The organism is Serratia sp. CY40230 (assembly GCF_052168835.1).
GTDB lineage: Bacteria > Pseudomonadota > Gammaproteobacteria > Enterobacterales > Enterobacteriaceae > Serratia > Serratia nematodiphila.
In genome coordinates this window covers 286,130-313,012 of sequence record NZ_JBJNLX010000001.1, presented here as the reverse complement: position 1 = coordinate 313,012, position 26,883 = coordinate 286,130, and the positions used below count along the sequence as shown (strand labels likewise).

The window sequence follows — 26,883 nt, the reverse complement described above, 5'->3', positions numbered from 1 at the left end:
GATAAGGAGTGGGCGCTGCTCATTTTTTTTCTCTCTCTGTTAAACCGCAAGTTTCATCAGTGCTGCCTGGGTCGCATCGGCTGCCGAAAGCTCACCGGCCAACTGCCCGTCACGAAACACCAATATGCGATCGCTCATGCCGATAATTTCCGAAAGCTCGGAGGAAACCATGATGATCCCCTTGTTTTGCAAGGCGAACTCCGACATAAATCGATAGATCTCTTTCTTGGCGCCGACGTCGATGCCGCGCGTCGGCTCGTCGAGCAACAACACCTCCGGATCCAGCAGCGCCCAGCGGCCCAGCACCACTTTTTGCTGGTTGCCGCCGCTCAGGTTGCCCACGGGCTGCTCGCCATCGTGGGTTTTAACGTTGAAGCGCTGGATCATGTCGCGGGTTCGCGCTTGCTCCCGTTTCTCGCTGACGAACCCCATTCGGCTGATGCCGGCAAAAGAGGCGATATTGATGTTTTCACTGACGGAACGGCACAGCACCAGGCCGGTTTCCTTGCGATCTTCCGTCACGTAGGCAATGCCGCTGTCGATGGCCTCTCGCGGGGAATGGCGGTTCAGCGTCTTGTCGCCCAAACGGATCGTGCCGCTGTCGGCATGCTGAATGCCGAAGATAAGATCGAGAAATTCGCTGCGGCCCGATCCCACCAGCCCGTAGATGCCCAGGATTTCACCGTGCTTAAGCTGCAGGCTGATATCCTTTATCTTGCTGCGCCAACACAGGCCGTTGACCTCCAGCAAGACTTCTTCGCCGGGCTGATTGAATTTGGCGAACTCGCTGTCGTACTCGCCGCCGATAATGTGTTCGATCAACTGCTCACGGGTAATGTCGGCGATATAGCCTTCATGGATATAGGCGCCGTCGCGGAAAATGGTGTAGCTGTCCGCAATTTGAAATATCTCTGACAAACGGTGAGAGACGTAAATAATGCCTTTACCTTTCGCCGCCAATTGCTGAAGCGTCTGAAAGATTTTTTGCGCATCCTCCTCGCCAATCGCCGAGGTGGGTTCATCCATGATGATGATGTCGGCATTGGCATGCGACAGCGCTTTGGCGATCTCGACCAGCTGCTGCTCGGCGACGCTCAGGTTGCGCATTTTCTCTCGGGCGTCGATCTTGAAATCGAGTTCCTTGAGCAGGCTGGTGGTGCGTTGATTGAGCGTGGCGAAATCGACGAACCCCAGGCGTCTCGGCTCACGGCCCAGCCAAATGTTTTCGGCCACCGTCAGATCCGGGATCGCGCTCAGTTCCTGCTGCACGATGGCGATGCCGGCGTTGAGGGCTTCCCGGGGATGATGAAATTCACAGCGTTGGCCATTGATAAAAATGTCGCCGCCATCGGGTTGAATAAAGCCCATCAGAATGCTGAGAAAGGTGGATTTACCCGCGCCGTTGCCGCCGCACAGGGCATGGATGGAACCACGCCGCAGGCAAAACTCCGCATTCTTGAGCGCCACGACCGGGCCAAAGGCTTTTCTGACGCCGCTGACCTCCAGCAGGTAGGCGGGCGCTTGCGTATGGGGATCTCGCGTCACAGTTGCACCTCCGGGTAGGTCTGCTGCAAGCGTTGCAGGTACCGTTGATAAAGCGTCTCGTATTGCGCCCGTCTGCCGGCATGTGGCCGTGCGCGTGTGGCCTCATCCAGCGCAACGAAACGTTGGCACAGCTCGGACAGCAACGCGCCGGCATTCCGCAGCGGATCGTCGGCCAACGTCGTCGCCCACATCGCCTGAATGGCGCCGCCTAGCGCAGCGGTCTCTTTGGCTTTCAGACAGACCACCGGGCACCCCATCACGTCCGCGACGATTTGTCGCCAGGCGGCGCTGCGAGCGCCGCCGCCGGTGAGGCGGATCTCGCGCGCTTCAATGCCCTGACGGCGAAACAGTTCGATGCCATAGCGCAGGCCATAGGTGGCGCTTTCGACCACCGCCAGGCAGAGATTGGCGCGGGTAAAATTGTCGCTATCGAGGTTATGCAGACTGGCGCGCGCGTGAGGCAACGGCGGAACGCGCTCGCCATTGAAGAACGGCAGCATCTCGACACCGCCTGCGCCGGGTGAGGCCTGCGCCAATAAACTGTTAAAGCCGGCAAGGTCTTCGTCCAGCAGCGTTTGTACCGCGGTGGTGGCCGAGGTGACATTCATGGTGCAAATCAATGGCAGCCACCCGTTGGTGCTGGAGCAGAAGCCGGCAATCATGTCTGATTCCGCCGCGACGGGGGCGGCAGACCAGGCGAATAGCGTGCCGGAGGTGCCCAGGCTCAGGGTGAGGGTGCCGGCCTCGATGTTGCCGGAACCGATGGCCGCCATCATGTTGTCGCCGCCGCCGGTCGATACCCGCACCGTTGGGCCGAGGCCGAGTTTTTCCGCCGCGGCGGGGCGCACCGTGCCGATGCAGCACTCCGCGTTTTTGAGCGGCGGCAGGGCTTGCCACAGACGACCGCTGTCGTCGATGAGATCGACGGCGGCCTTGCTCCAGCTACGGGTGCGCACATCGAACAACCCGGTGCCGGAAGCGTCACCGTATTCCGCTACGCGCTCTCCGGTCAGCCAGAAGTTCAAATAATCATGAGGCAACAATACGGTGTGCAGTTTTGCCCACAACGCCGGATGGTGTGTCTTGAACCAAAGGATTTTTGACGCGGTATAACCGGTGGCGATCCGCAGGCCGAGTGTTTCCAGCGAGCCGTTGGCACCGCCGAGCTGCTGCAGGAGCCGTTCGTTTTCCTCTGCGGTTTCGGTATCGCACCACAGCTTGACGCTGTGCAGCACGTTGCCGTCTGCGTCCAGCGGTACAAACCCATGTTGTTGGCCCGAGACCCCCAGAGCATGAATTTCCCCGGCATCAATACCGGCGTTAGTCACGGCTTGGCGAAAAGCGATGACCAGCGCCTCGATCCACCAGTCGGCCTCCTGTTCGCGCCGGCCATTGGCTTGGCTGATGAGACGGTGAGGGGCGTTGCCCTCACCGAGGATCACGCCCTGTGTGCTGTCGACAATCACGACTTTCGTGCCTTGCGTACCGCAGTCTATGCCAGCATAGAGCGCCATAGGATCACTCCATTTCCAGCATGATTTTGATGTCCGAGGAATGTCCCGCCGCCGCGCGCTCGAAGGCGGCCACGCTGTCGGAGAACTTGTAGGTTTGGCTTATCAACGGCTGGACGCGCAATTTGCCGCTGCTCAACAGCCGCAGCGTGCGCGGGTACATGTTGGCGTAGCGGAAAATGGTCTTGAAGGTGATTTCCTTGGCCTGCGCGGCGACGATATCCATCGGCGCGGCATCGATCGGCATGCCGACCAGCACGGCGGTCGCTCCTGGCGCCGCATGTTCGGCCAGCGTAGCGATGGCCGGTTTTGCGCCGCTGCATTCAAACACGACATCGGCGCCATTGCCGCTGGTGAGCGCGGCCACTTTCCCCGCCAGGTCGCCGGTTTTGATATTGACGGCGTGCAGCCCCTCATAACTGGCCGCAACGGCGAGCTTTTCGTCAAACAGGTCGCAAATAATGACGTCCGAGCAGCCGCCCGCCAGCGCCGCGAGAGCGGTGACCACGCCGATCGGCCCGGCGCCGATCACCAGCGCGATATCGCCGGGTTTGATACCGGCTTTGGTGGCTGCTTGCATGCCGATGGCTAAGGGTTCCACCATGGCGCCTTCGGCGAAACTGACGTTGTCCGGCAATTTGAACGTGAAGGCGGCGGGGTGGATGACGGTTTCGCGCAGGCAGCCGTGCACCGGCGGCGTCGCCCAGAAGCGCACGGCCGGATCAAGGTTGTAAATGCCGGCGCGCGTCTGCGCCGAGTTGAGATCCGGAATACCGGGTTCCATGCAAACGCGATCGCCGATACTGAGGTGAGTGACGTTTTTACCTGTCGCGAGCACCACGCCAGAAGCTTCATGGCCGAGCACCATCGGGGCGTTAACCACGAACGGGCCAATGCGGCCATGTTGGTAATAGTGCACATCACTGCCGCAGATGCCCACGGAATGAATTTTTATCTGCACATCATCGGGCCCCAGCGTTTCGGCAAGCTGGACGTCCTCGATAGCGATTTCCCCCGCCTTGGCCAACACTAATGCTTTCATATTGCCTCCTGGTGAATCATTTTTATGGTAACGATATCATTTCAATGCGGCGATAGTGGGCTAAAGCGGGTGGTTAAACTGTGATCGATGTTGGAATTACTCGATGGGAGTTAATTTTGCTGGTGGGTTGTTATTCAATATGGGGATGAAGATCACAAAATCGGCGATGTAATGACGGTTTTAATATCAGCATTCTGATATCGATACCGTTACTTTGCAGGGGAAATGATGAACAAACAACAACGTGCCATAGCCGCTACGCTGGAATATTTGCGCGAGGCGGACATCGTTCTGACCGAAGAAGAGCAGCAACGTATTGAAATTGCGACGTTTGGCTTGGCCGACTATCCTGTCTCAGGGCTGCAGCTGCTGACCTATGTCAACTCGCCTCGGTATTGTGCGAAAGAGTTGGTGCTGTTTCCTGAGCAGACTTGCCCAGAGCATTTGCATCCTCCTTTTGCCGGCACGCCCGGCAAGCAAGAGACGTTTCGCTGCCGTTGGGGCGAGGTGTTTCTGTTTGTCGACGATGAAAACCTGACGCTTAATGACGCCGGCGGTGAACCGGTATGCCGGGTGCCGGAAGGCGCGGAGCATTGGTATACCTGCAATCGCTATATCCTCTTGCGGCCTGGCGAACAATACACCATCGCGCCCAATACCCGGCACTGGTTTCAGGCTGGAAAGCGGGGGGCGGTGGTGTCCGAGTTCTCTTCCGAGAGCCGTGACGAGCTGGATATCTTTACCGATCCCCGGATTAACCGGCTGGCAGGCGTAAACCATTAGCGCCACGATGAAAGTTCTGTCATGATGTTGTTAATGGTACAAAATGATAACTTTAAGCTAAGGAGCTGCATTTGGCGGTGGGGCGAGGACGGAAAGCGACGCTGGCTAGCGTGGCCGCACAGGCAAACGTCAGTAAAATCACCGCGTCGCGGGCATTTTCACAGCCGGACAAGGTTCATCCGGAAACGCTGCGCCGCATTCGGGAGACCGCTGCCGAACTCGGTTATGTGGTCAATGCTGCGGCGCGCAACCTGCGGGCGAAAAGCAGCAGAACCATCGGCATCGTCAACCCTGATATGGCCAACCCGTTCTTTGGCGGCCTGACGCGGTTGATGACGCTTGAAGCGCAAAAAATGGGATATGACACCCTGGTGTTCGATTCCTATGAGTCACAGGAAAGCGAAGACAGAATCATCGACAAACTGATTGGTTACAACGTCGATGCGATCATTCTCTCGGTCATTTCCAACGATCATCTGTACCAGCCTTCCTATCTAAAGCGGTTGGAAACATTGAATATCCCGGTGGTATTGATCGACCGTGAGCTGGACAATCGCCACTGCAGCGGGGTGTATATCGATAACCTGGACTGCGGCCTTCAGGCGGGGCGCTGGCTGCTGGAACAGAAAGCGCAGCGGGTGGTGGTGGTGTCCGGGCCGGAGAACTCCAACGTTGCACGGGACAGGGTCACAGGGCTGCAGGCGGCGCTGCAAGGGAAAGTGGCGTCGTTTGAAGTGCTGTACGCCGATTTCTTTATGGATGTCGCCTGGCAAGAGACGAGCCGTTGGCTGGCCAATCACTGCGCCCCGGACTTTTTCGTTGGCTGCAATAACCAGATCTCCCTGGGCATTATCAAAGCCTGCATTGAACACCGGCTGCCGTTGATGCAGGAGGTGTCGCTGTTCAGCATCGATGAGGTTTCACATGCCGAGATCTACGGTTTTCATTTCCCGTGCGTGTCACACGACTTGCAAGAGATCGCCTGGCAAGCGTTGAATCTGGCGATCCGTCGTATTGCCGACCCCGAGATCAAGCCGGGCAAGGTGGTGGTGCGGGGAAAACTCGTCGCATAACGGCGCCGCCTTTCGCCTTATCCGTCATTTTTCAGCGCGTTGCGCTGTTTTGGGCTCATCCCGCCCGGCGGGACGGATTAGCAGCCATAAACCGCTCCCTGCCACCGCCGCGCCTAGCAGCATGGGCCAGGAAAGGGGTTCATTGAACATTAACCCTGCCCAGCAGAAGGTGACGAAGGGGCTGAGAAACAGCAGGCTCGTCACGCGCAGCGCAGAAGTGAGCCTTAGACAAAACCAGTACAGACCGTAGCCGGCCAGCGTCGCCAGTAGCGCGGTCCAAAGCACGCCGATCACAAACCCCGTCGTTACCGTTGGCAGCAGCGGGCCTTCCGCGCCGGCCATGGCGGCGAAAGCCAGCGAGGAAACCGCGCTTTGTATCCCCAGCGAGGCTGGCAAACTCATTGCTTTCGTCTGCGGCAGCCGTTCCTGCCACAGCGTTGCCAGCGCCAGCGCCAACATCCCCGCCAGCGGCAACAGGTAACTCCACAATGGGGCGTCTCCCCATGAGATGGCGCTGCCGGTCGCCAGCGTTACCCCGCTAACCCCCAAGGCTAACCCGGACCAAACGCGGCCATCGGCCAAGCGGCGTTGCAACAGCATGCTCAGCAGCGCGGTGCCGAGCGGGAGCAAATCGGCAATGAGCGCGGCCAACCCGGCCGGCACGCCATATTCGATGCCTTTGCTGACGCCGGTCAGGTAACCGGTCATGGCGAGCAACCCAATCCCGGCGTGAACAGCTATCGTCAGCGGAGATGCGCGCCTGATGGCGCGCACACTAAGCGGCAGCAACGCGAACGCGACCACCACGCAGCGCCAGAACGCCACCAGCAACACCGGCGCGTAATCGGCGGCGAAGCGGATGCCGACGAAGCCGGAGCTCCAGGCCACGATCAGCAGGACCTCGGCCGCAGCCAGCCAGAGGGCGGCTTTGCCGCGGTGAGAAGAGGGGCGAAATGGTGGCAGGGACATGATGGTCACCTCCTTTCTGCCCGATGGTAGTGAGTGGCTATAATTTAATAAATCGAATAATTTTCGTTCAGTTGTTTAATGGGGTTAAATCATGCGGCCGACATTGGATATCGATCTCTTGCGCACTTTTCACGCTATTGCGCGTTTGGGGCAATTTCGCGCGGCGGCGGCATTTGTCAATCGCAGCCCCGCCGCCGTGAGCGTGCATATCCGGCGCCTGGAACAGGTGGCGGGCGGCCGCTTGCTGGAGCGTGACAATCAGTCCGTGGCGTTGACGCCGCTGGGCCACAAGCTGCTGGCTTCGACGCTCGGGCTGCTGAGCGCCCATGACGATATTCTGCGGGAACTGCAGGGCGCGCCGCTAAGCGGCCATATCAAATTGGGGTTGCCTGATGAGTACGCTTCCCATGTGATACGCCATATTTTGCCGCGGTTTGCCGACAGTTTTCCCGCGGTGGAACTGGAGGTCTCTACCGCTGCCAGTCAGGCGCTGGCGGAACAAGTTGGCCGTAATCGGCTGCATCTCGCGCTGGTGGTTCAACCCTCGGGGAAACCGTGCCAGACACCGCTCGCGGTGACTGCGCCGGTGTGGGCCGGAGGCCGTTCGCTGGCGCTGCAGGCTAACCGGCCACTGCCGCTGGCGTTGCATGCCGCCGATTGCCCTTATCGTGAGGCTATGATCGATGCATTGACCAGGGCGGGAAGGCATTGGCGTGTGGTTGTGAGCAGCCCTTCGGCCAGCGTGGTGGCGGCTGCCGTTGAGGCAGGATTGGCCGTCACGCTGCTCGATCGCGCACGGATTTCGGCGGCGATGCGGATACTCGACGAATTGCCGTCGGTCACACCACATGAAGTGCAACTGCTCCGTTCTGCCACGGCCGCCAGCCAACCGGCGGTGGCGATGCTGGAAAGCGTCATCGGTGAGTATTTACGGTGGGGAACATGAATATCGGCAAGACGAATCGAGCACGAAGGTGACGGAGAGAGGTGGCTGGATCCGGGAACGCTGTATCGCGGGGCGTTCCCGGTATTGGGCGGTCTGGATATCAGAACACCTGTTTGAACGGTTTCACCGTCACGTCGGCGTAGACGCCGGCGGCGATATAGGGATCCTGCTGCGCCCAGGCCTGGGCTTCCGCCAACGAGGCGAATTCGGCGATCACCGTCGAACCGGTAAAGCCGGCGGCGCCGGGATCGTTGCTGTCGATGGCCGGGTTAGGGCCGGCGACCACCAGACGGCCGGCGTCGCGCAGCGCCTGCAGGCGCGCCAGGTGTGCCGGGCGCACCGCCAGACGGTTTTCCAGCGAATTGGGGACGTCTTGCGCGTAGATCAGATAAAGCATGTTTCACCTTTAAAATCATGGCTATAAAACGGTGCTACCAAGGTAGCGCAAAAGGCGCGGCAGGGGAACGGCATAGGGCGAATTTCCCGGCGGATTGGCGCTTATGCCTTGAAGCCGCTACTTTTTATTCGTATAGTGCGGCGCGCTTAAACTGATATGCCATTGAGGTGAGGATATGACGGAACTGGTAAGGGAAAAACTCGATTTGCCGGCGGGCAAAAACAAACTGCTGCTGCATTCGTGCTGCGCGCCCTGTTCCGGCGAGGTGATGGAAGCGATTCAGGCGTCCGGGATCGAGTATGCCATTTTCTTCTATAACCCCAACATTCACCCGCAAAAAGAGTATCTGCTGCGTAAAGAAGAGAATATCCGTTTCGCTGAGCAGCACGGGGTGCCGATTATCGATGTCGATTACGACACCGACAACTGGTTCGCCCGCGCCAAGGGGATGGAGAATGAGCCGGAGCGCGGCATTCGTTGCACCATGTGTTTTGATATGCGTTTCGAGCGCACGGCGCTGTATGCGCATGAGCATGGTTACGACACTATCTCCAGCTCGCTGGGCATCTCGCGCTGGAAGAACATGCAGCAGATCACCGACTGCGGCATCCGCGCGGCGGAAAAGTACCCCGATCTGGTGTACTGGGATTACAACTGGCGCAAGAAGGGCGGTTCGTCGCGCATGATAGAGATCAGCAAGCGCGAACGCTTCTATCAGCAGGAATACTGCGGCTGCGTCTATTCGCTGCGCGACACCAACCTGCACCGTAAGGCGCAAGGGCGGCCGCTGATCAAGCTGGGCGTGCTTTACTATGGCGATGAAGAATAACGCTGACTCACCACAATTAACCCGCTCCGGCGGGTTTTTTACTTTTTGACGCCTGGCCAAACGTTAATAAAGCGTGTCGCCCCGGCGGTAAAAAAGCAACGGCCAGGTTAATATCCTTATGAGTTTGCTGGTTTTAACGGCGCATCCTGACGATTAAAGCGATAGTTTGCCTTTCGTTATTGAATATGATTGCTATTTGCATTTAAACTTGGCGAACCAGAGGAAACAGAATCATTATGCCGCTAAAAAAGATGTTCCTTAATCGCCGTATATCCGTGCCTTTCGTCTTGTCCGTAGGCCTGCACAGCGCCCTGGTGGCGGGTTTGCTTTACGCTTCGGTAAAAGAAGTGGTGGAGCTGCCGAAGCCAGAGGACGCGCCGATCAGCGTCATGATGGTCAATACCGCCGCGATGGCCGAACCGCCGCCGCCGCCGCCGGCACCGGCCGAACCGGAGCCGCCGCAGGTCGAACCTGAGCCGGAGCCAGAACCGGAACCTATTGTGGAGCCGCCGCCGAAGGCGATTGTGAAGCCGGAGCCGGTCAAGCCGAAACCGAAACCCAAGCCGAAGCCGAAGGTCGAAAAACAGGTGAAACCGGAGCCGAAAAAGGTCGAGCCGCGCGAACCGTCGCCGTTCAACAACGACTCGCCGGCCAAGCCGATCGACAAAGCGCCGGTGAAACAGGCGCCTGCCGCGCCGGTGCAGGGCAACTCGCGCGAGGTTGGGCCAAGGCCGATCAGCCGCGCCAATCCGCTCTATCCGCCGCGGGCCCAGGCTTTACAGATCGAAGGCAGCGTGCGGGTGCAGTTTGATATCGACAGCGACGGGCGCGTCAGCAACGTGCGTATCTTGTCGGCCGAACCGCGCAACATGTTTGAGCGTGAAGTGAAGCAGGCGATGCGCAAATGGCGCTATGAAGCCAAAGAAGCCAAAGATCGCACCGTCACTATCCGCTTCAAGCTGAACGGCACCACCGAATTGAACTGAGTTCGGTCATACCAAAAAGAAAGGGTCGCCTCGGCGACCCTTTTTGCATTTGCATTTGCAGTGTAGCGTCAGTTTATTCTTCGAAGCCGACGCGGAAATTCATTTTGCCCTCAGGCAGCGCGCGCGAGTTGCCTTCCGCATCGACCGCTACATAGGTGAACACCGCTTCGGTCGCCCGGTAGCGCTGGCCGATCGGGGCGGAAGAGACTTTTTTGACCCACACTTCGATATTGATGGTGATCGAGCTGCGTCCGGTGCGGATGCAGTGCGCATAGCAGCAAACCACGTCGCCTACCGCCACCGGTTTCAGGAAGGTCATGCCGTCTACGCGTACCGTAACTACGCGCCCTTCGGCGATCTCTTTTGCCTGGATGGCGCCGCCGATGTCCATTTGCGACATCAGCCAGCCGCCGAAGATATCACCGTTGGCATTGGTATCGGCCGGCATCGCCAGCGTGCGCAGCACCAGCTCGCCGCTGGGTAAAGGTCGTTGTTGTGTCATAGCAGTCTGCTTTTAAAAGGAGGGAATAACATCATACTGCCCGCGGCAAGTGCCGCAGGCATTAACAATTTTGTAACTATTTTTTCTGTTCTTCCGGCATGTGCCGGTAAATATAGATACCGCTGAGGAGGGTGAAGACCAATGTCAGCACCGTCAGGCCAAAGACTTTGAAATTGACCCAGACGCTTTGCGGCAGCCAGAAGGCGACATAGATATTCGCCAGGCCGCAGGCCAGGAAGAAGACCGCCCAGGCCAGGTTAAGGTTGCTCCACACTTTGTCCGGCAGCGTCAGCTCTTTACCCAGCATGCGCTGAACCAGCGGTTTTTTGAGCACCCATTGGCTGATCAGCAGCGCCAGCGCGAACAGCGCGTAAATCACCGTGACCTTCCATTTGATGAACAAATCGTTGTGGAACACCAGCGTCAGGGTGCCGAACACCAGCACCATCAGGAAGGTGATCAGCGTCATCTTCTCGACCTTGCGGTATTTCACCCAGGTGAACACCAGCGCCAGCGCGGTGGCGACAATCAACGCGCCGGAAGCGACGTAAATGTCGTACAGCTTGTAAAAAGCGAAAAAGACAATTAGCGGGAGGAAATCAAGAAACTGCTTCATAAATCAATCCATCATCTGTTCATCGGCCGACTATACCGGATTCGGCGAGCTCTGTGTACCGCCGGGCGTTGCCGATTATCGGCGTTTGGCCGGCGGATTTCTGCCGCGAAAGCAGGAATTTGCATAAACTTACGCAAGAAAGCGCGGGCGCATTGCCAGCGCGGGCCGCAGGCCGCATAGTAAGCATCATAATAACCAGATAATTTACCGCGGAAAACAGCATGCAGTGGAAATCTCTCCAGGCCCTGACGCCTGGTTTGACGCATTTATTGGGCTATCAACGCAGCTGGCTCAAGCCGGATATTCGCGCCGGTCTTTCCGTCGCCGCCGTGGCGTTGCCGGTGGCTATCGCCTACGCAGAGTTGGCCGGGGTCAGCCCGGTGGTGGGGCTCTATTCCTGCGTCTTGCCGATGGTGGCCTATGCGCTGTTCGGCTCGTCACGCCAGCTGATCGTCGGGCCCGATGCCGCCACCTGTGCGGTGATCGCCGCGGTGGTGACGCCGCTGGCGGCGGGCAATATGGAACGCCATTGGCAATTGACCATCATGATGACCGCCATGATGGGCGGTTGGTGCCTGCTGGCCAGCCGGTTCAAGCTGGGGGCGCTGGCGGATCTGCTGTCGCGGCCGATCCTCAGCGGGCTGCTGAACGGGGTGGCGATCACCATTATCGTCGATCAGATCGGCAAGGTGTTGGGGTTTACGATGCGCCCGGCACAGTTGATCGAGCGCATCTACGCGCTGCCCGGTAACCTGCTGCACAGCGACTGGCTGACGATGGCGGTGTCGTTGCTGACGCTGGTGACGCTGCTTGGATTTAAAAAATGGCGGCCTAATTGGCCGGCGCCGCTGTTTGCTATCGTGCTGGCGGCGTTCGTGACCTGGGCGGGCGGCCTGCAGCAGCATGGCGTGGTGACGGTGGGCGGTTTCAGTGGCGTGCTGCCGATCGTCCAGTGGCCGGACTTCCAGCCCGGTTTGCTGCGCGATATGGTGATCCCGGCGCTTAACCTGGCGGTCGTGAGTTTTGTCAGCATGATGCTCACCGCCCGCAGCTTCGCCGCCAAAAACGGTTATGAGGTGAACGCCGACGCTGAGTTTCGCGCGCTGGGACTGGTGAATATCGTCTCTGCGCTGTCGCAAGGTTTCGCCATCAGCGGCGCAGATTCTCGCACCGCGGTGAATGACGCCAACGGCGGCAAGAGCCAGTTGGTGTCGATCATCGCCGCCGCTGTCATCGCCTTTGTCTTGCTGTTCCTGATGGCGCCGCTGCAGTTTATTCCTGTGGCGGGATTGGGTGTGGTGCTGATGTATGCGGCCTGGTCGCTGCTGGACATCCGCGGCATCTGGATCTTGCGCCGTCGCAACGCACAGGCGTTTCGCCTGGCGCTGTTTACCTTCCTCAGCGTGCTGCTGGTGGGCGTGATCAGCGGCATCGGGCTGGCGGTGTTGCTGGGGCTGATGCAGTTTCTGCGCACCGTCTTCCGGCCGACGGAACAACTGCTGGGCGTCAACGATGAAGGTATGATCCATTCCATGGGCAATAACAATGGGGTGAAGGCGGTACCTGGCGTCATGATGTATCGCTTCAATTCGCCGCTGACCTATTTCAACGTGGCGTATTTCAAACGCCGTATCCTCAATTTGGTCGACGGCACGCCGTTCCAGCCGCGTTGGGTGGTGGTGGATGCGGTGGCCAGTTTTACCCATGCCGATATCAGCGTGCTGGCGGCCATCGATGAACTGAAACGCGATCTGTTACAGCGTAACGTAAGGCTGGTGCTGGCGGGGCGTCGCACCGAACTGACGCGTTGGTTCCGCATCAACCGCTTAGGACGCGATAAAGAGTTGATTTTGGTGCCGGATCTGTACCTGGCGCTGAAGCTGATTCAGAGTAAAGAGCAGGCGGAAGCCGCCGTGGTGGAGTAAACAAAAAAGGGGCGCGCCGAAGCGTGCCCCTTGGTTTTTGCTTACGCCGGCGTTAGCCGCGCAGCAGCATATACAGCCGGAACAGGTAGATCAGCAGCAGGGCGGAGACCAGGTTGCTCAACGCGGTCAGCACCACGCTGGCGACGTTCGGCGTCAGCACCGACAGATGGCTCACCAGGAACAGCACCAGCAGCTTGGCCGCCAGCCACAGCATCATCGCCGGCACAATCACGCGCGCATTGGCGAAGGCCAATTTGCTGCTCAGCTTGAGCGAAGCGAACACGCCTTTTTTATCGACGGAGGCGATCACCGGCGCCAGCGCGAAGGCGATAGCCATCAGCACGCCCGGCACCACAAACAGCGTCAGGCCGAGCTGGATCAGCAGGGTGCAGATAAACAGCAGCAGCAGCAGGCGCGGCAAGTCGGGCGCCGAGGCGCCAAGCGCGCGCAGGGCGCTGGTGCGTTGCCCTTGCGACACCAGACGGATCAGCGTCAGCATCCCGCCGACCAGCAGCACGTTGCCGACCAGCGCAGAGAAGGTGGCGGCCGCCGACACTTTCAGCAACACCATCTGCTGTTCCGGCGTCATCTGCTGGATCACTTCCTGAATGCCCATGCCGGTAGACGAGGCGAAATCGCTGGTGGTGGCAGCGAGCGTCGCCAACTGTTCGGCATCAGGGCTGAAGGCCTGATTCAGCAGCACGGAGATAAACGCCGTCAACAGCGCCAGCATCAGGATGCTGGCCAGTTGGTTGCGTAAAAAGTTAAAACTGTCACGGTACAAAGCGTTGGCCGTGATAGGCATGCAGACTCCTTGGCGTCGGGAAAACAGAGATAAATCAGTGGGTGATTGTACCCTGTTCCACGCCGCTGTGGCACCCCGCGAATTGCACTACGCCTATTTCTTCAACGATCGTCGTCTCAGGCAGCGAAAGCGGCAAGGGCACCGGCAACGGCGGCAGGCCGTAGCGTTCCCGGGCGCGATCGCAGGCTTCGTTGCGCAGGCCGTTTTCACCGGACTGATCGAACTCCCTGCACGGGCTGGGCCGATTCAGGTAGATCGAGCAGGAAACGGCTTTACCTATTTCACCGTCCAGCGCGCTGCAGCGGGGGGACTTGCTGTTGGTCCCCTGCATGCAGCGCAGGAACGGGGTCAAAGGCTCTGTTAAGGAAAGGGGAACGGTGCCGCCGCCGTCTTCGGCTTCGGCCCAATAGAATGACACTCGAAAATAACCGCAGCATGCGCCGCAGCTGACACAGGGATTAAGGATTTCGCTCATCTTGATTGCCCACCGACTCCTCACGGCACCAACCAAAACCAACACGGAAAATGAAATTACCTCAGCCGCATTTTTCTCCGCAACAGAAATTTGAACATGCAGATAATTTGCAACAAAATCGATTTTTTGATGCAGATCAATCCTTGATTTATTAGACGGTTAGGTAACCTTGTTTTTAGTAGGATTTTAAATTTTTACACATAAGATGTGATCTCGATGGGATCACAAATACCCGAAAGTAGGTATATTCCCCCTCGAGCGATTAACCACACAAATGGAATGGATAATGAAAAAGACAACTCTGATGGTATTGGCGACGATGATGGCGCCTATGTTGGCAAGTGCGCATCAGGCCGGTGATTTCCTGTTCCGCGCGGGCACCGCGACGGTGCGTCCAAATGCAGGTTCGGACAACGTGCTGGGGTTGGGTTCGCTGGATGCGAAAAACAACACCCAGCTCGGTCTGACCTTCGGTTACATGGTGACGGACAACATCGGCGTTGAGTTGTTGGCCGCAACGCCATTCCGCCACAAGGTTACGCTGGGCGGCACTGATTTGGCGACCGTTCACCAACTGCCGCCTACGCTGATGGCGCAATACTATTTCGGCGACAAGCAGGATAAGCTGCGTCCTTACCTGGGCGTCGGCGTTAACTACACCACTTTCTTTGACGAGAAGTTCAACGACTACGGCAAAAGCGCCGGGTTGAGCAACCTCGATCTGAAAGATTCCTGGGGCGTGGCGGCGCAGGCCGGCCTGGATTACAACCTGGATGAGCACTGGATGCTGAACATGTCGGTGTGGTGGATGAACATCGAAACCAAAACTCGCTTCAACGATGCGAACGGTGGGCACCACAGCTTCGATACGCGTCTGGATCCGTGGGTGTTCATGTTCGGGGCGGGTTACCGCTTCTGATGAAGGCCACAAACAGGGAGGCGTTGCGCCTCCCTGTGTCGGTATTATTTAAGTTGCATCACGTTTTCAACGGATTTCACGCCGGCAACGCCGCGAGTGACCTGCACCGCACGATTGGCGTCATCGCTGGACGTCACGAAACCGCTCAGCTGAACGCGCCCTTTAAAGGTTTCCACGCTGATCTCACGTGACTTGATGTTTTTATCCGCCAGCAGTGCCGATTTCACTTTGGTGGTGATCACCGTGTCATCGATATAACCGCCCGTTCCCTCAGATTTCGCCGTCGGCGCGCAAGCGCTCACCGCGACCGCCACAACGGCTGCCATGCACAAGGCCGAAAGGGTTTTAAAAAGCTTCATAAATTACTCTCCATGCAATGTTATGGTTGAAACTCGTACGGTTTTTCGCCGCAGCGAGCGCATTCCCCAAATCAAACGAAGAAATGCATAGCGAACAAAGTTCATTGTGAGACAAGACCTGCGTTTGTTCAAATTTTTGCTGTAAATAAATGGAACAAACTTTGAGGGGAAACAAGCTGTTAAAGCGAGCGCCGGCGGGGCGCTCGCTGGAGAGGATCACGCCCGGGTGGCGCGCTTCATATTGCTGACGAAGGCCGCCAGCCTGGTCAGCATCTCCGTCGGGTTGGCATGGTGCTGTTCGATGATTTTGACGATGGCCGAGCCGGAGATCGCGCCGGCGGCCCCGGCCTGCAGCGCGGCCTTCACCTGCTCGGGCTCGGAGATGCCGAAGCCCTGCAGCGGCGGCGCGGCGTGATACTCGCGCAGCTTGTTCACCAGGTGATGCAGCGGCAGCTGCGCCCGGCTTTCGGTGCCGGTGACGCCGGCGCGCGACAGCAGGTAGGTATAGCCGCGGCCGTGCGAAGCGATTTCGCGCAGCAGATCGTCATCGGCGTTCGGCGGGCAGATGAAGATTGGTGCGATACCGTGACGAGCGGCGGCGGCGCGGAACGGCGCAGATTCTTCAAACGGCACGTCGGCGACCAGCACCGAATCCACGCCCACTTCGGCGCAGCGTTGGTAAAACCCATCGATGCCTTTATGGAACACCAGATTAGCGTACATCAGCAGGCCGATGGGAATGGTCGGGTGCTTCTGGCGGATGGCCGCCAGCATCTCGAAGCACTGGGTTGGCGTGACGCCGGCGGCGAAAGCGCGCAGCGTCGCGCTCTGGATGGTTGGGCCATCCGCCAGCGGATCGGAGAAGGGGATGCCCAGCTCCAGCGCGTCCGCGCCGGCTTCGATCAGGGTGTCGATAATCTGCAGCGACAGCGTCGGATTAGGATCGCCCAGCGTCACGAACGGGACGAAGGCGCCTTCCTTGTTGCTTTCCAGGCGTTTGAACAGTTGCTGATAACGTTCCATCAGATTTCTCCCCGTGCTTTCAAAATGTCGTGAACGGTAAATATGTCTTTGTCGCCGCGGCCGGACAGGTTGACCACCAGGATCTGTTCTTTCTGCGGCGTTTCACGGATCATTTTCAGCGCGTGCGCCAGGGCGTGAGAGGATTCCAGCGCCGGGATGATGCCTTCATGGCGCGACAGCGCCTTGAACGCTTCCAGCGCTTCGTCGTCGGTGATCGACACGTATTCGGCGCGGCCGATACTGTTCAGGAAGGCGTGCTGCGGCCCGACGGACGGGAAGTCCAACCCGGCGGAGATCGAATAGGATTCTTCAATCTGGCCTTCGGCGGTCTGCATCATCGGCGCTTTCATGCCGAAGTAGATGCCGACGTGGCCGTGCTTGAGCGGCGCGCCGTGCTGGCCGGTCTCGATGCCCAGGCCGGCGGGTTCCACGCCGATAAGCCCAACGTCGGCATCATCGATAAAATCGGCGAACATGCCGATGGCGTTGGAGCCGCCGCCGACGCAGGCGATGACGGCATCCGGCAGGCGGCCTTCGCGCTCCAGCACCTGCGCTTTGGTTTCTTCGCCGATCATGCGCTGGAATTCACGCACGATGGTGGGGTACGGGTGCGGGCCTGCGGCGGTGCCGAGCATATAGTGGGCGGTTTCATAGCTGCCGGACCAGTCGCGCAGCGCTTCGTTGCAGGCGTCTTTCAGCGTAGCGGAGCCGCTGTGCACCGGGATCACTTCCGCGCCCATCAGCCGCATGCGGAAGACGTTCGGCGACTGGCGCTCAACGTCTTTGGCGCCCATATAGATGCGGCATTTCAGGCCGAGCAGCGCGCAGGCCAGCGCCGACGCGACGCCGTGCTGGCCGGCGCCGGTTTCCGCGATGATCTCGGTTTTGCCCATGCGCTTGGCCAACAAGGCCTGACCCAGCACCTGGTTGGTCTTGTGTGCGCCGCCGTGCAGCAGGTCTTCACGCTTCAGATAAAGCTTGGTGTTGCTGCCGGCGGTGAGGTTTTTGCACAGCGTCAGCGCCGTCGGGCGGCCCGCGTAGTTCTTCAGCAGATCGATAAATTCCGCCTGAAACGCCGGATCGCGCTGGGCGCTGACAAAGGCTTCTTCCAGTTGTTTCAGGGCCGGCATCAGAATTTGCGGCACGTATTGGCCACCAAATTCGCCGAAGTAGGGGTTAAGCAGCGTCATGAGAGTTCCCGTTATTATCCGTTATTAATATAGAGCCGTATTCAGTAGGCGCGCAGGGTCTGGAAGACCGAGGCCAGGCGCGCGGGATCTTTGATGCCCGGTTCGCTTTCCACACCGGAGTTGAAGTCCAGCCCGGCGCAGCCGAGCTTGGCCGCTTCGACGCAGTTGTCGGCGCGCAGGCCGCCCGCCAGCATCACGTTAGTCAGATCTTCGCCTTGCAATACCGACCAGTCGAAGCGTTGGCCGGTGCCGCCGGCGCCGTTGTCGAGCAGGTAGCGATCGACATGCTGCAGATCGCGCGCCGGCACCCGATCTTTCACGCTCAGCGCTTTCCAGATGCGGCAATCGGCCGGCAAACGGGCGCGCAGGGCGCTGATATAGGCCTGGTCTTCCGCGCCGTGCAGTTGCACCGCGTGCAGCCCGAGGCGCTCAACGGTCAACGCCACGGTATCGAGCTGGGCGTCGCAGAACACGCCGACATACTTCAGCGGCGCGCCGGAGATCACTTCGCGGGCGCGGGTGATGTCCACATAGCGCGGTGAACGGCCGACGAAGATTAGCCCGCCGTAGATGGCGCCGGCCTGATAGGCGGCGGCGGCGTCCTGCGGACGGGTCAGGCCGCACACTTTGTTGTCGCCGAGGATCACGCGGCGCACGGCGGCGCGCAGATCGGGTTCCGACATCAGCGCGCTGCCGATCAGGAAGCCGTTGGCGTAATGGCTCAGCTCGCGGATCTGCCCATAGTTGTTGATGCCTGACTCGCTGATCACCGTCACGCCATGCGGCACGCGCGGCGCCAGCTGGCGGGTGCGGTTCAGATCGATGCTCAGATCGCGCAGATCGCGGTTGTTGATGCCGACCACGCGCGCTTCCAGCGCGATCGCGCGCTGCAGTTCTTCTTCACTGATCACTTCGGTCAGCACGCCCATATTCAGGCTGTGGGCTACCGCCGCCAGTTGGCGATACTGGTCGTCGGTCAACACCGACAGCATCAGCAGGACGGCATCGGCCTGATAGTAGCGCGCCAGGTAAATCTGATACGGATCGATGATAAAGTCTTTGCACAACACCGGTTGGCTGACGGCTTTACTGACCAGCGGCAGGAAATCGAAGCTGCCCTGGAAGTATTTCTCGTCGGTCAGCACCGAGATCGCCGAGGCGAAATCTTTATACACCGTGGCGATCTCCACCGGATCAAAGTTCTCGCGAATCAGCCCTTTGGAAGGCGAGGCCTTCTTGCATTCGAGAATGAAAGCCGTCCGGGTGCCCTGCAGCGCGTGATAGAAACTGCGTTCACTCGGCACGATGTCGTTCTGAAAGCCGGCCAGGGGCTGTTGCTGTTGTCGCGCCGCGATCCATTGCGCTTTGTCGCGGACAATCTTGTGTAGCACGGTTTCCTGCATCATTTATCCTCTTGCCGCCAGTGCGATGACACGCTCATAAGCCTGCCCGCTGTTGATCATATCCAGTGCCTGCCGCGCATTTTGGCGCAGGTCTTCATGTCCGAATAACTTCAGAAGCAACGCGACGTTGGCCGCGACCGCCGCGGCGTGCGCCGGCTCGCCTTTACCTTGTAACAGCCGCGCCAAAATGTCACGGTTTTCTTCCGGCGTGCCGCCCAGCAAGGCTTCCAGCGGATAGGTTTCCAATCCGAAGGACTGCGGCGTGAGCTGGTAGCTGCTGATTTCGCCGTTGTTCAATTCCGCCACGTGCGTCGGGGCGTGGATCGCCACCTCGTCCATGCCGCCGCCGTGAACCACCGCCGCACGCTGATAACCCAGCACGCGCAGGGTTTCGGCAATCGGCAGCACCAGTTCCGGGCTGTAAACGCCGATCAGCGCCAGCGGCGGGCGCGCCGGGTTGATCAGCGGGCCCAGCACGTTGAACAGCGTGCGGGTTTTCAGCTGCTGGCGCACCGGCATGGCGTGACGAAAACCGGTGTGGTACTGCGGCGCGAACAGGAAGCACACGCCGAGATCGTCCAGCGCCTTGCGCGCTTCTTCCGCCGGCAGATCCAGGCGGATGCCGAACGCCGCCAGCAGATCCGAAGAGCCGGAACGGCTGGAGACGCTGCGGTTGCCGTGTTTGGCGATCTTCGCGCCGCACGCCGCCGCCACGAAGGCGCTGGCGGTGGAAATATTGATGCTGTTGGTGCCGTCGCCGCCGGTGCCAACGATATCGGCGAACAGATAGTCAGGGCGCGGGAACGGCTGAGCGTCGTCCAGCAGCGCTTTGGCGGCGCCGGCGATCTCTTCCGGGCGCTCGCCGCGGACTTTCATGCTGATCAACGCCGCCGCCAGTTGGCTCGGCTCCAGCTCGCCGCGCACGATGGCGCTGAACAGCTGTTGGCTTTCCTGCTGGCTCATCGACTCGGCGCGGTACAGTTTCTCAAGAATAGGTTGCATCGTCGTGTTCCTTATATTACTTCGCCAGCGCCCAGGCCAGGGTCTGCTCAAGCAGGCGCGCGCCGTGGGTGGTCAGAATCGATTCCGGGTGGAACTGGAAGCCGCACACGCGGCGGCGGTCGTCGCGCACCGCCATCACCATTTCGCCGAAACGGGCGTTGACGGTGAGATCGGCCGGGATATTGCTGCCGACCAGCGAGTGGTAGCGCGCCACCGGCAGCGGATTGGCCATGCCGGCGAACATGCCTTCGCCATCGTGAGCGATCGCCGAGGCTTTGCCGTGCAGGATCTCGCCCGCCTGGCCGACCTGGCCGCCATAGGCTTCGACGATCGCCTGGTGGCCGAGGCAGATGCCGATGATCGGCAGTTGGCCGCGCAGACGCTGCAGCAGTTCCGGCATACAGCCCGCTTCGGAAGGGGCGCCAGGGCCGGGCGACAGCATCAGCACCGGCTGTTCCATCTGTTGCAGACGCTCGATGATCACCTCGGCGGCGATCTGATTACGGTAAATCACCACCTGGTGGCCGCTGGCGCGCAGCTGATCGACCAGGTTGTAGGTAAAGGAGTCGACGTTGTCGAGCAGCAGGATATCGGCCATCAGAACACCTCCTTGGCATGGTGCGCAGTGGCGATGGCGCGCAGCACGGCACGGGCTTTATTACGGGTCTCGTCGGCTTCCGCCTGCGGGATGGAGTCCAGCACCACGCCGGCGCCGGCCTGCACGGTGGCGATGCCGTCTTCAACGTAGGCGGAGCGAATGACGATGCAGGTATCCAGATCGCCGGTGGCGGTGAAGTAGCCCACTGCGCCGCCGTAGCTGCCGCGGCGCGTGCCTTCGGAGGCGGCGATCAGCTGCATCGCCCGCACTTTCGGCGCGCCGCTGAGGGTGCCCATGTTCATGCAGGCCTGGTAGGCGTGCAGCACGTCGAGATCGGCGCGCAGGGTGCCCACCACCCGGGAAACCAGATGCATGACGAACGAATAGCGGTCTACTTTGGTCAGGTCGGCCACGTAGCGGCTGCCGGCCTGGCAGATGCGCGCCAGATCGTTGCGCGCCAGATCGACCAACATCAGGTGCTCGGCCAGCTCTTTGTGGTCGGTGCGCATTTCCAGCTCGATGCGGCTGTCGAGATCCAAATCCAGCGACCCATCGGCACGGCGGCCGCGCGGGCGGGTGCCGGCGATCGGGTAGATTTCGATTTGGCGATTGCCCGCGTCGTATTTCAACGCGCTCTCCGGCGAAGCGCCGAACAGGGTGAAGTCATCATCCTGCATGAAGAACATGTACGGGCTGGGGTTGTTGTCTTTTAAGGTTTGGTAGGCCGCCAGCGGCGCCGGGCACGGCAGGGTGAAGCGGCGCGACGGCACCACCTGGAAGATTTCGCCCTGGCGGATCGCTTCCTGCAGCTCGCTGACCACCGCGCCGTACTCTTCGTCACTCTGGTTACAGCTCAGCTGCATGTTTTCCAGCTTTTGGTGCGGGATTGGCTGCGGGGGTTGTTGCAACTCAGCCTGCAGCTGTTCCAGGCGATGCTGCAAACGCTGCGCTTCACTCGCCTGCTCACTGAAGACGCTGGCCTGCAGACGGGCCGAGCCGCGTTGGTGATCGAGCACCAGCAGGGTTTCCGCCAGATAGAAGCAGAAGTCCGGGCAGCGTTGATCCTGGCGCAGCGCCGGCAGGTTTTCAAAACCGGCGACCAAATCATAGGCGAACAGGCCGCCCAGCATCACGGCTTCGCGCTCGTCCGCCGGAGAGTCGACCAGCGTCAGCAGCGTGCGCAGCGCGTCGAACACCGACAGTGAACGCAGGCGGGCGTCTTCGTCCTGCACCGCGTCGATCGCCGGGAAGGTCAGTTCGCGGCCGTTAGGGCGTGCCTGATTGCGCACCTCGGGCGGCAGCGCTTCGTCCAGCAGCGGCAGCAGCGCCGCGCCGTTGGCGGTCAGCGCCTGCACGCTGACGGTGTGGCCCAGTGCGGTAATGCGCAGCGCGCTGTCGATCACCAGCAGGCTCTGCAGATTCTGTTTGCTGTTGATTTCCGCCGACTCCAGCAGCAGGGTGGCCGGACGGGTGCCGCACAGCTGGTGGAAAAGGGTGGTGGGATCGCCCCGGTAGCTGGCTTGCGCCTTCAGTAGTGTCAATTGTGGTTTGGTGTTCATCATCGGTGGTTCCAGTGAATTCTGTCCATAAAAAAGCCCGCATCAGGTGCGGGCTCAGGAAATCTGCATTGTCAGATGACAGCTATGCGCGATTACACCGCCCGCAAGAGGGAGGTACGCCACCAACCGTGAAGAGAAATGTATGTGTTCATTTGCAGACTCTCTTTGTTAACTCTCATCCGACACGGCTGTTGCCGTGAACTTGTGTACTAGTTAACTGGTTCGCGAAGGCAAAGTCAACCCTCTTTTTGCACAATGTTTTAGCGATCAGCGTGAATTCTATTCATCGTCTGCCTGGCGCAGAATAGATTTCCGTCCGGCCGCCGATCGCGGGTATGATAGAAAGCCAAGCCATTGCCGGATAGCCGTTTTGACAGACAGTAACCCCCCATCCACCGCTTTTACTCTGTACGATCTCCACAGCCACACGACCGCCTCCGATGGCTACCTGACGCCGACGCAGCTGGTGCTGCGGGCGGTAGAGATGCGCGTGGGCGTGCTGGCTATCACCGATCACGATACCACCGCCGGGCTGGCCGAGGCCGCCGCCGCCATTGCGGAGCAGGCGTTGCCGCTGCGGCTGGTCAACGGGGTGGAAATCTCGACGCTGTGGGAAAACCATGAAATTCATATCGTTGGGTTGGGCATGGACGTCGCGCACCCGGCGCTGGTGGCGCTATTGGCGGAACAAACCGAACGTCGCAACCGGCGGGCACAGGAGATCGGCGCGCGTCTGGGTAAAGCGCGCATTCCCGACGCCTATGCCGGCGCCCAGCGGTTGGCGGGGGCCGGTGCGGTGACCCGCGGCCATTTCGCCCGTTACCTGGTGGAGATTGGCGTGGCGGACAACATTGCGCAGGTGTTCAAGAAATATCTGGCCAAAGGCAAAACCGGCTACGTGCCGCCGCAGTGGTGTACAATAGAACAAGCCATTGATGCGATTCATCAATCGGGCGGCCAGGCGGTGATAGCGCATCCCGGCCGTTACGATCTGACCGCGAAGTGGTTGAAACGTTTGCTGGCGCATTTCGCCGAACACGGCGGCGACGCCATGGAAGTGGCGCAGTGTCAGCAGGCGCCGCATGAGCGCTCGCAGTTGGCGAAATACGCCCAGGACTACCGCCTGTTGGCCTCGCAAGGATCTGATTTTCATCAGCCTTGTTCGTGGATCGAACTGGGCCGCAAACTGTGGCTGCCGGGCGGGGTCGAGCCGGTGTGGCGCGATTGGCCGCAGCCTGGCGAGGCGGTCTGATTTTTCGCGCGTGGCAACGCGCGCGGGCATCATTTTAGGAGCAAGTCATGAGTCAGCTTTTTTATATTCACCCGGACAACCCACAGCCGCGTTTGATTAACCAGGCGGTTGAGGTGCTGCGCAAGGGCGGGGTGATCGTTTATCCCACCGATTCCGGCTATGCGCTGGGTTGCATGCTGGAAGAAAAGGCGGCGATGGAACGCATTTGCCGCATCCGTCAGTTGGACGGCAACCACAATTTCACCCTGATGTGCCGCGATCTGTCCGAGTTGTCGACTTATGCGCACGTCGATAATACGGCGTTCCGCCTGATTAAAAACAATACGCCGGGCAACTACACCTTCATTCTGAAAGCGACCAAAGAAGTGCCGCGCCGCCTGATGAATGAAAAGCGCAAAACCATCGGCCTGCGCGTGCCGTCGAACCCGATCGCATTGGCGCTGCTGGAGGCGCTGAACGAACCGATGATGTCCACCACCCTGATGCTGCCGGGCAATGATTTTGCCGAGTCCGATCCGGAAGAGATCAACGATCATTTGGGCAAGGTGGTCGATCTGGTGATCCACGGCGGCTTCCTCGGCCAACAGCCGACCACGGTGATCGATCTGACCGAATCCTCGCCGGAAGTGGTGCGTGAGGGGGCGGGCGACGCGGCGCCTTTCCGTTGATGTCAATTGTTGCCACCTTGCCCATTGTCTGAAAGTCGGCTGAAGCGACGCTATTTCGCGTGAAAGCCGCTATTCTTGAAGACTTCAGAATTGATAATGGGCAGGATGCGCAGCAATGATTAAACAGGTTTCTTTTTTAGCGGCCTTATTATTTTCCTCAATGGCAAATGCGGGGTTTTATTCGGGCAGTGGTCTGCTGGCGGAGTCCAGCGGTTACGTAAAAAATAAAAGCGGTGAAGCCACCGTGGCCGAAGCGCTGAATGGCGGCATGTTCATGGGATACGTCGCCGGCGTATTCGATACTTATTCCATGCAGGGCAATCGCAATATCTGCCCGGAAGCCGGGATGAGCATCGGCGTAGCCGCCGACGCGGTGATGCAGTATTTGAACGAGCATCCTGAGCAACTGCATTATTCCGCACCCTCGGTGATCATGCTGGCGTTAAGCGCCGCCTATCCCTGCGTGCGCCATTAAGTTCCCATTCCAATTAGTGCGCATTTTTTCATAAGGTGCGCCCAGGGGGCTTTCCGCACGAACTTCAATAGATCAATACCTGCTGCGCTGTCACCTTATCCCCGTCGGTATTCCCCGAACGGGTCGGGGAGAGACGCGCAGGAGGTAATATGACCGCATTTCACAGTGCCAACATGATACTCGACTATCAGGATGTCGGCTCAGGGCCGCTCACGTTGGTGTTGCTGCCCGGCTGGTGCGAACCGAAAACCGTGTTTGAGCCGTTCATCGCTCTGGCGGCCGAACGCTATCGGGTGATCAGCATCGACTGGCGCGGCCATGGCCTGTCGTCAAAAGCCACGGAGATGTCGCTGACGGCGGACGACTTGCTGGAGGATGTGCGCCAATTTCTGACGGCGCTGCGTTTGGATAACGCGGTCACTCTGTCGGTGGCGCACGCCAGCTGGCTGGCGGTAGCGTTGGCCGAAGCGTTGCCGCAACGGGTACGGGGCATGGTGTTTCTCGACTGGATCATGACGCAGCCGGAGCCGGCGTTCTTTACGGCGGTGAGCCGCATGCAGCAGCCGCAGCAGTGGCTGGCGGCACGCGACGCCTTGTTCGACTTTTGGCAGGGCGGCATCCGCCACGATCGGGTCAAACGCCATCTGGAGGTCGAGATGGCGCAGGAGGATTACCGGCTTTGGCGTGCCGCCGGGGTGGCCATCGAAGAGGCCTACCGGCAATTCGGCTCGCCGCTGCAACGCCTGGCGGGCATGAGCGCGCCGCCGCCGTGCCGGCACATCTACTCGTTGGATCGCCGCGACGACTACCTGCGGCAACAGCAGGCATTTGCCGCCGAGCAGCCGTTCTTCTCCGTGGTGCGTCTAGGGGAGGCCCGCACTCACCTCGGTATTCTGGAACGGCCTGACGCGGTGCTGTGGGCGGTGGAGGATTTTTTGGCGCCGTGAACGCCGCCTGTGGGGGCCACCGCCGATAAAGTGGGTTTCAACACCTTAGAAAGCCTGTATAATACGCGGTTCGATCCTGATAAACGTATTATGACCGTGGCGGCGGTTGGCCGCGGCGGTATCCCCCCGACGCCTGTGAAGGCGACATTAGAGGTTGCTCAATGAGCGAAAAGTTACAGAAAGTTTTAGCGCGCGCCGGGCATGGCTCGCGTCGTGAAATCGAAACCATGATTGAAGCCGGGCGCGTCAGCGTCGACGGCAAGGTCGCCAAGCTGGGCGATCGCGTTGAAGTGACCCCGGCGATGAAAATTCGTCTGGACGGTCATGTCCTGTCGATCAAAGAGTCCGAAGAGGTGGTTTGCCGGGTACTGGCTTACTACAAACCGGAAGGCGAGCTGTGTACCCGCAGCGATCCTGAAGGCCGCCCGACGGTGTTCGATCGCCTGCCGAAGCTGCGTGGTTCGCGCTGGGTGGCGGTAGGGCGCCTGGACGTCAACACCTCTGGTCTGCTGCTGTTCACTACCGATGGTGAACTGGCCAACCGTCTGATGCACCCGAGCCGTGAAGTGGAGCGCGAATACGCGGTGCGCGTGTTCGGCCAGGTCGACGATGCGAAAGTGAAGCAACTGAGCAAAGGCGTGCAATTGGAAGACGGCCCGGCCGCCTTCCGTACCATCAGCTTCCAGGGCGGTGAAGGCCTCAATCAGTGGTACAACGTGACCCTGACCGAAGGCCGCAACCGTGAAGTGCGTCGCCTGTGGGAAGCGGTGGGCGTGCAGGTGAGCCGACTGATCCGCGTGCGTTACGGCGACATCGATCTGCCGAAAGGCCTGCCGCGCGGCGGTTGGGCCGAACTGGATCTGCCGGCGATCAACTACCTGCGCGAGCTGGTGGAGTTGAAACCGGAAACGGTCAGCAAAATGCCGGTGGAGCGTGAGCGCCGCCGCGTGAAGGCCAACCAGATCCGCCGGGCGGTCAAGCGCCACTCGCAGGTGGCCGGCAGCGGCCGCCGCAGTGCGCCAGGCAGCAAACCAGGCAAGCCAAGCAAACGCAGCTAATCCCGCCGTTCTGGCCCCGTTCGGGG

Annotated in this window: 26 protein-coding genes, 1 pseudogene and 1 other annotated feature; of the genes and pseudogenes, 12 read left to right on the top strand and 15 right to left on the bottom strand. The window is 59.9% G+C overall.

Annotated features, from left to right (window positions below):
• Window positions 1–39 precede the first annotated feature (39 nt).
• The 3 genes from ACJ8IJ_RS01415 to ACJ8IJ_RS01405 are packed head-to-tail and all read right to left on the bottom strand — an operon-like array spanning window position 40 to window position 4,098.
• Entirely contained in the window at window positions 40–1,545 is a 1,506-nt protein-coding gene (locus ACJ8IJ_RS01415; RefSeq protein ID WP_004932117.1) for a sugar ABC transporter ATP-binding protein, read from the bottom strand.
• Window positions 1,542–3,059, bottom strand: coding sequence for a xylulokinase (gene xylB, locus ACJ8IJ_RS01410; protein ID WP_442518202.1), 1,518 nt, complete (start codon window positions 3,057–3,059; stop codon window positions 1,542–1,544). Before xylB ends, ACJ8IJ_RS01415 begins: the two co-directional genes overlap by 4 nt.
• Before the next feature lie 4 nt (window positions 3,060–3,063).
• Window positions 3,064–4,098 (bottom strand): NAD(P)-dependent alcohol dehydrogenase, encoded by a 1,035-nt coding sequence (locus ACJ8IJ_RS01405; RefSeq protein WP_442518201.1) that lies wholly within the window; start codon window positions 4,096–4,098, stop codon window positions 3,064–3,066.
• A 228-nt stretch (window positions 4,099–4,326) separates the two neighbouring features.
• Between ACJ8IJ_RS01405 and ACJ8IJ_RS01400 the strand changes: the two genes are divergently transcribed.
• Complete coding sequence (locus ACJ8IJ_RS01400; RefSeq protein ID WP_004932108.1) at window positions 4,327–4,881, top strand: D-lyxose/D-mannose family sugar isomerase; 555 nt, start codon at window positions 4,327–4,329, stop codon at window positions 4,879–4,881.
• Between the two features lie 71 nt (window positions 4,882–4,952).
• Complete coding sequence (locus ACJ8IJ_RS01395) at window positions 4,953–5,954, top strand: LacI family DNA-binding transcriptional regulator (RefSeq protein ID WP_033645660.1); 1,002 nt, start codon at window positions 4,953–4,955, stop codon at window positions 5,952–5,954.
• A 24-nt stretch (window positions 5,955–5,978) separates the two neighbouring features.
• Here the strand turns inward: ACJ8IJ_RS01395 and ACJ8IJ_RS01390 are convergent, their stop codons facing one another.
• Entirely contained in the window at window positions 5,979–6,923 is a 945-nt protein-coding gene (locus ACJ8IJ_RS01390; protein ID WP_442518200.1) for a DMT family transporter, read from the bottom strand.
• 91 nt (window positions 6,924–7,014) lie between these two features.
• Between ACJ8IJ_RS01390 and ACJ8IJ_RS01385 the strand changes: the two genes are divergently transcribed.
• Complete coding sequence (locus ACJ8IJ_RS01385) at window positions 7,015–7,869, top strand: LysR substrate-binding domain-containing protein (RefSeq protein WP_172574760.1); 855 nt, start codon at window positions 7,015–7,017, stop codon at window positions 7,867–7,869.
• 100 nt (window positions 7,870–7,969) lie between these two features.
• Here the strand turns inward: ACJ8IJ_RS01385 and ACJ8IJ_RS01380 are convergent, their stop codons facing one another.
• Complete coding sequence (locus tag ACJ8IJ_RS01380; RefSeq protein WP_004932096.1) at window positions 7,970–8,266, bottom strand: YciI family protein; 297 nt, start codon at window positions 8,264–8,266, stop codon at window positions 7,970–7,972.
• A 175-nt stretch (window positions 8,267–8,441) separates the two neighbouring features.
• Between ACJ8IJ_RS01380 and ACJ8IJ_RS01375 the strand changes: the two genes are divergently transcribed.
• Window positions 8,442–9,095 (top strand): epoxyqueuosine reductase QueH, encoded by a 654-nt coding sequence (locus tag ACJ8IJ_RS01375; protein WP_442518199.1) that lies wholly within the window; start codon window positions 8,442–8,444, stop codon window positions 9,093–9,095.
• A 236-nt stretch (window positions 9,096–9,331) separates the two neighbouring features.
• Entirely contained in the window at window positions 9,332–10,081 is a 750-nt protein-coding gene (tonB, locus tag ACJ8IJ_RS01370) for a TonB system transport protein TonB (RefSeq protein WP_440484244.1), read from the top strand.
• A gap of 73 nt (window positions 10,082–10,154) precedes the next feature.
• Here the strand turns inward: tonB and yciA are convergent, their stop codons facing one another.
• Window positions 10,155–10,583 carry an acyl-CoA thioester hydrolase YciA gene (yciA, locus tag ACJ8IJ_RS01365; RefSeq protein WP_004932085.1) on the bottom strand — a complete coding sequence of 143 codons (429 nt, stop codon included), beginning with the start codon at window positions 10,581–10,583 and terminating at the stop codon, window positions 10,155–10,157.
• 76 nt (window positions 10,584–10,659) lie between these two features.
• Complete coding sequence (locus ACJ8IJ_RS01360; protein WP_004932082.1) at window positions 10,660–11,199, bottom strand: septation protein A; 540 nt, start codon at window positions 11,197–11,199, stop codon at window positions 10,660–10,662.
• Between the two features lie 221 nt (window positions 11,200–11,420).
• Between ACJ8IJ_RS01360 and ACJ8IJ_RS01355 the strand changes: the two genes are divergently transcribed.
• Window positions 11,421–13,124 carry a SulP family inorganic anion transporter gene (locus ACJ8IJ_RS01355; RefSeq protein ID WP_049187837.1) on the top strand — a complete coding sequence of 568 codons (1,704 nt, stop codon included), beginning with the start codon at window positions 11,421–11,423 and terminating at the stop codon, window positions 13,122–13,124.
• 52 nt (window positions 13,125–13,176) lie between these two features.
• Here ACJ8IJ_RS01355 and ACJ8IJ_RS01350 read toward each other — a convergent pair whose 3' ends face one another.
• Both ACJ8IJ_RS01350 and ACJ8IJ_RS01345 read right to left on the bottom strand, forming a co-directional pair.
• Window positions 13,177–13,929: a YciC family protein gene (locus tag ACJ8IJ_RS01350; protein ID WP_004932079.1), complete on the bottom strand. Its 753-nt coding sequence runs from the start codon at window positions 13,927–13,929 to the stop codon at window positions 13,177–13,179.
• Window positions 13,930–13,963: 34 nt separating this feature from the next.
• Entirely contained in the window at window positions 13,964–14,404 is a 441-nt protein-coding gene (locus ACJ8IJ_RS01345; RefSeq protein ID WP_031299680.1) for a YkgJ family cysteine cluster protein, read from the bottom strand.
• Between the two features lie 286 nt (window positions 14,405–14,690).
• Here ACJ8IJ_RS01345 and ompW point away from each other — a divergent pair, with 286 nt between their 5' ends.
• Window positions 14,691–15,323, top strand: a complete 633-nt coding sequence (gene ompW, locus ACJ8IJ_RS01340) for an outer membrane protein OmpW (protein WP_004932076.1) — start codon at window positions 14,691–14,693, stop codon at window positions 15,321–15,323.
• Between the two features lie 44 nt (window positions 15,324–15,367).
• Here the strand turns inward: ompW and ACJ8IJ_RS01335 are convergent, their stop codons facing one another.
• From ACJ8IJ_RS01335 to ACJ8IJ_RS01310, 6 genes and pseudogenes are all read right to left on the bottom strand, one after another.
• Entirely contained in the window at window positions 15,368–15,682 is a 315-nt protein-coding gene (locus tag ACJ8IJ_RS01335) for a BON domain-containing protein (protein ID WP_004932073.1), read from the bottom strand.
• A gap of 216 nt (window positions 15,683–15,898) precedes the next feature.
• Entirely contained in the window at window positions 15,899–16,705 is an 807-nt protein-coding gene (trpA, locus tag ACJ8IJ_RS01330; protein ID WP_021503826.1) for a tryptophan synthase subunit alpha, read from the bottom strand.
• Window positions 16,705–17,895 carry a tryptophan synthase subunit beta gene (trpB, locus tag ACJ8IJ_RS01325; RefSeq protein ID WP_016927517.1) on the bottom strand — a complete coding sequence of 397 codons (1,191 nt, stop codon included), beginning with the start codon at window positions 17,893–17,895 and terminating at the stop codon, window positions 16,705–16,707. The genes trpA and trpB overlap by 1 nt, the downstream gene beginning before the upstream one ends.
• Before the next feature lie 41 nt (window positions 17,896–17,936).
• Window positions 17,937–19,298, bottom strand: a complete 1,362-nt coding sequence (gene trpCF, locus ACJ8IJ_RS01320; RefSeq protein WP_322192969.1) for a bifunctional indole-3-glycerol-phosphate synthase TrpC/phosphoribosylanthranilate isomerase TrpF — start codon at window positions 19,296–19,298, stop codon at window positions 17,937–17,939.
• Window positions 19,299–19,301: 3 nt separating this feature from the next.
• Window positions 19,302–20,898 (bottom strand): annotated as a pseudogene (trpD, locus tag ACJ8IJ_RS01315) (bifunctional anthranilate synthase glutamate amidotransferase component TrpG/anthranilate phosphoribosyltransferase TrpD).
• Window positions 20,898–22,460 (bottom strand): anthranilate synthase component 1, encoded by a 1,563-nt coding sequence (locus ACJ8IJ_RS01310; RefSeq protein WP_442518198.1) that lies wholly within the window; start codon window positions 22,458–22,460, stop codon window positions 20,898–20,900. Before ACJ8IJ_RS01310 ends, trpD begins: the two are co-directional and overlap by 1 nt.
• Before the next feature lie 24 nt (window positions 22,461–22,484).
• Window positions 22,485–22,588: a sequence feature (Trp leader region), on the bottom strand.
• 239 nt (window positions 22,589–22,827) lie between these two features.
• On the opposite strand from ACJ8IJ_RS01310, the gene rnm reads away from it, so the two are divergent.
• The 5 genes from rnm to rluB all read left to right on the top strand — a co-directional run bounded on the left by rnm (window position 22,828) and on the right by rluB (window position 26,857).
• Window positions 22,828–23,709, top strand: a complete 882-nt coding sequence (gene rnm / locus ACJ8IJ_RS01305; RefSeq protein WP_442518197.1) for an RNase RNM — start codon at window positions 22,828–22,830, stop codon at window positions 23,707–23,709.
• Window positions 23,710–23,756: 47 nt separating this feature from the next.
• The gene (locus ACJ8IJ_RS01300; RefSeq protein WP_004932058.1) at window positions 23,757–24,377 is read left to right on the top strand and encodes an L-threonylcarbamoyladenylate synthase; all 621 of its coding nucleotides are present in this window, start codon (window positions 23,757–23,759) and stop codon (window positions 24,375–24,377) included.
• Between the two features lie 115 nt (window positions 24,378–24,492).
• A complete protein-coding gene (locus tag ACJ8IJ_RS01295; protein ID WP_004932057.1) occupies window positions 24,493–24,852 on the top strand; it encodes a Rap1a/Tai family immunity protein in 360 nt (119 codons plus the stop codon).
• Between the two features lie 149 nt (window positions 24,853–25,001).
• Window positions 25,002–25,799 (top strand): alpha/beta fold hydrolase, encoded by a 798-nt coding sequence (locus ACJ8IJ_RS01290; RefSeq protein WP_442518196.1) that lies wholly within the window; start codon window positions 25,002–25,004, stop codon window positions 25,797–25,799.
• Window positions 25,800–25,960: 161 nt separating this feature from the next.
• Complete coding sequence (rluB, locus tag ACJ8IJ_RS01285; protein ID WP_015378049.1) at window positions 25,961–26,857, top strand: 23S rRNA pseudouridine(2605) synthase RluB; 897 nt, start codon at window positions 25,961–25,963, stop codon at window positions 26,855–26,857.
• The last annotated feature ends 26 nt before the right edge of the window (window positions 26,858–26,883 follow it).

Bases quoted from the DNA above. Each gene is read 5' to 3' on its own strand.
- ACJ8IJ_RS01295 (WP_004932057.1), top strand. From the start codon at position 24,493: ATGATTAAACAGGTTTCTTTTTTAGCGGCCTTATTATTTTCCTCAATG.
- ACJ8IJ_RS01350 (WP_004932079.1), bottom strand. From the start codon at position 13,929: ATGCCTATCACGGCCAACGCTTTGTACCGTGACAGTTTTAACTTTTTA.
- yciA (WP_004932085.1), bottom strand. From the start codon at position 10,583: ATGACACAACAACGACCTTTACCCAGCGGCGAGCTGGTGCTGCGCACG.
- ACJ8IJ_RS01290 (WP_442518196.1), top strand. From the start codon at position 25,002: ATGACCGCATTTCACAGTGCCAACATGATACTCGACTATCAGGATGTC.
- ACJ8IJ_RS01355 (WP_049187837.1), top strand. From the start codon at position 11,421: ATGCAGTGGAAATCTCTCCAGGCCCTGACGCCTGGTTTGACGCATTTA.
- ompW (WP_004932076.1), top strand. From the start codon at position 14,691: ATGAAAAAGACAACTCTGATGGTATTGGCGACGATGATGGCGCCTATG.
- xylB (WP_442518202.1), bottom strand. From the start codon at position 3,059: ATGGCGCTCTATGCTGGCATAGACTGCGGTACGCAAGGCACGAAAGTC.
- ACJ8IJ_RS01300 (WP_004932058.1), top strand. From the start codon at position 23,757: ATGAGTCAGCTTTTTTATATTCACCCGGACAACCCACAGCCGCGTTTG.
- tonB (WP_440484244.1), top strand. From the start codon at position 9,332: ATGCCGCTAAAAAAGATGTTCCTTAATCGCCGTATATCCGTGCCTTTC.
- ACJ8IJ_RS01400 (WP_004932108.1), top strand. From the start codon at position 4,327: ATGAACAAACAACAACGTGCCATAGCCGCTACGCTGGAATATTTGCGC.
- ACJ8IJ_RS01390 (WP_442518200.1), bottom strand. From the start codon at position 6,923: ATGTCCCTGCCACCATTTCGCCCCTCTTCTCACCGCGGCAAAGCCGCC.
- ACJ8IJ_RS01360 (WP_004932082.1), bottom strand. From the start codon at position 11,199: ATGAAGCAGTTTCTTGATTTCCTCCCGCTAATTGTCTTTTTCGCTTTT.
- ACJ8IJ_RS01335 (WP_004932073.1), bottom strand. From the start codon at position 15,682: ATGAAGCTTTTTAAAACCCTTTCGGCCTTGTGCATGGCAGCCGTTGTG.
- rluB (WP_015378049.1), top strand. From the start codon at position 25,961: ATGAGCGAAAAGTTACAGAAAGTTTTAGCGCGCGCCGGGCATGGCTCG.
- ACJ8IJ_RS01405 (WP_442518201.1), bottom strand. From the start codon at position 4,098: ATGAAAGCATTAGTGTTGGCCAAGGCGGGGGAAATCGCTATCGAGGAC.
- ACJ8IJ_RS01345 (WP_031299680.1), bottom strand. From the start codon at position 14,404: ATGAGCGAAATCCTTAATCCCTGTGTCAGCTGCGGCGCATGCTGCGGT.
- ACJ8IJ_RS01310 (WP_442518198.1), bottom strand. From the start codon at position 22,460: ATGATGAACACCAAACCACAATTGACACTACTGAAGGCGCAAGCCAGC.
- trpB (WP_016927517.1), bottom strand. From the start codon at position 17,895: ATGACGCTGCTTAACCCCTACTTCGGCGAATTTGGTGGCCAATACGTG.
- ACJ8IJ_RS01380 (WP_004932096.1), bottom strand. From the start codon at position 8,266: ATGCTTTATCTGATCTACGCGCAAGACGTCCCCAATTCGCTGGAAAAC.
- ACJ8IJ_RS01375 (WP_442518199.1), top strand. From the start codon at position 8,442: ATGACGGAACTGGTAAGGGAAAAACTCGATTTGCCGGCGGGCAAAAAC.
- trpCF (WP_322192969.1), bottom strand. From the start codon at position 19,298: ATGCAGGAAACCGTGCTACACAAGATTGTCCGCGACAAAGCGCAATGG.
- trpA (WP_021503826.1), bottom strand. From the start codon at position 16,705: ATGGAACGTTATCAGCAACTGTTCAAACGCCTGGAAAGCAACAAGGAA.
- ACJ8IJ_RS01385 (WP_172574760.1), top strand. From the start codon at position 7,015: ATGCGGCCGACATTGGATATCGATCTCTTGCGCACTTTTCACGCTATT.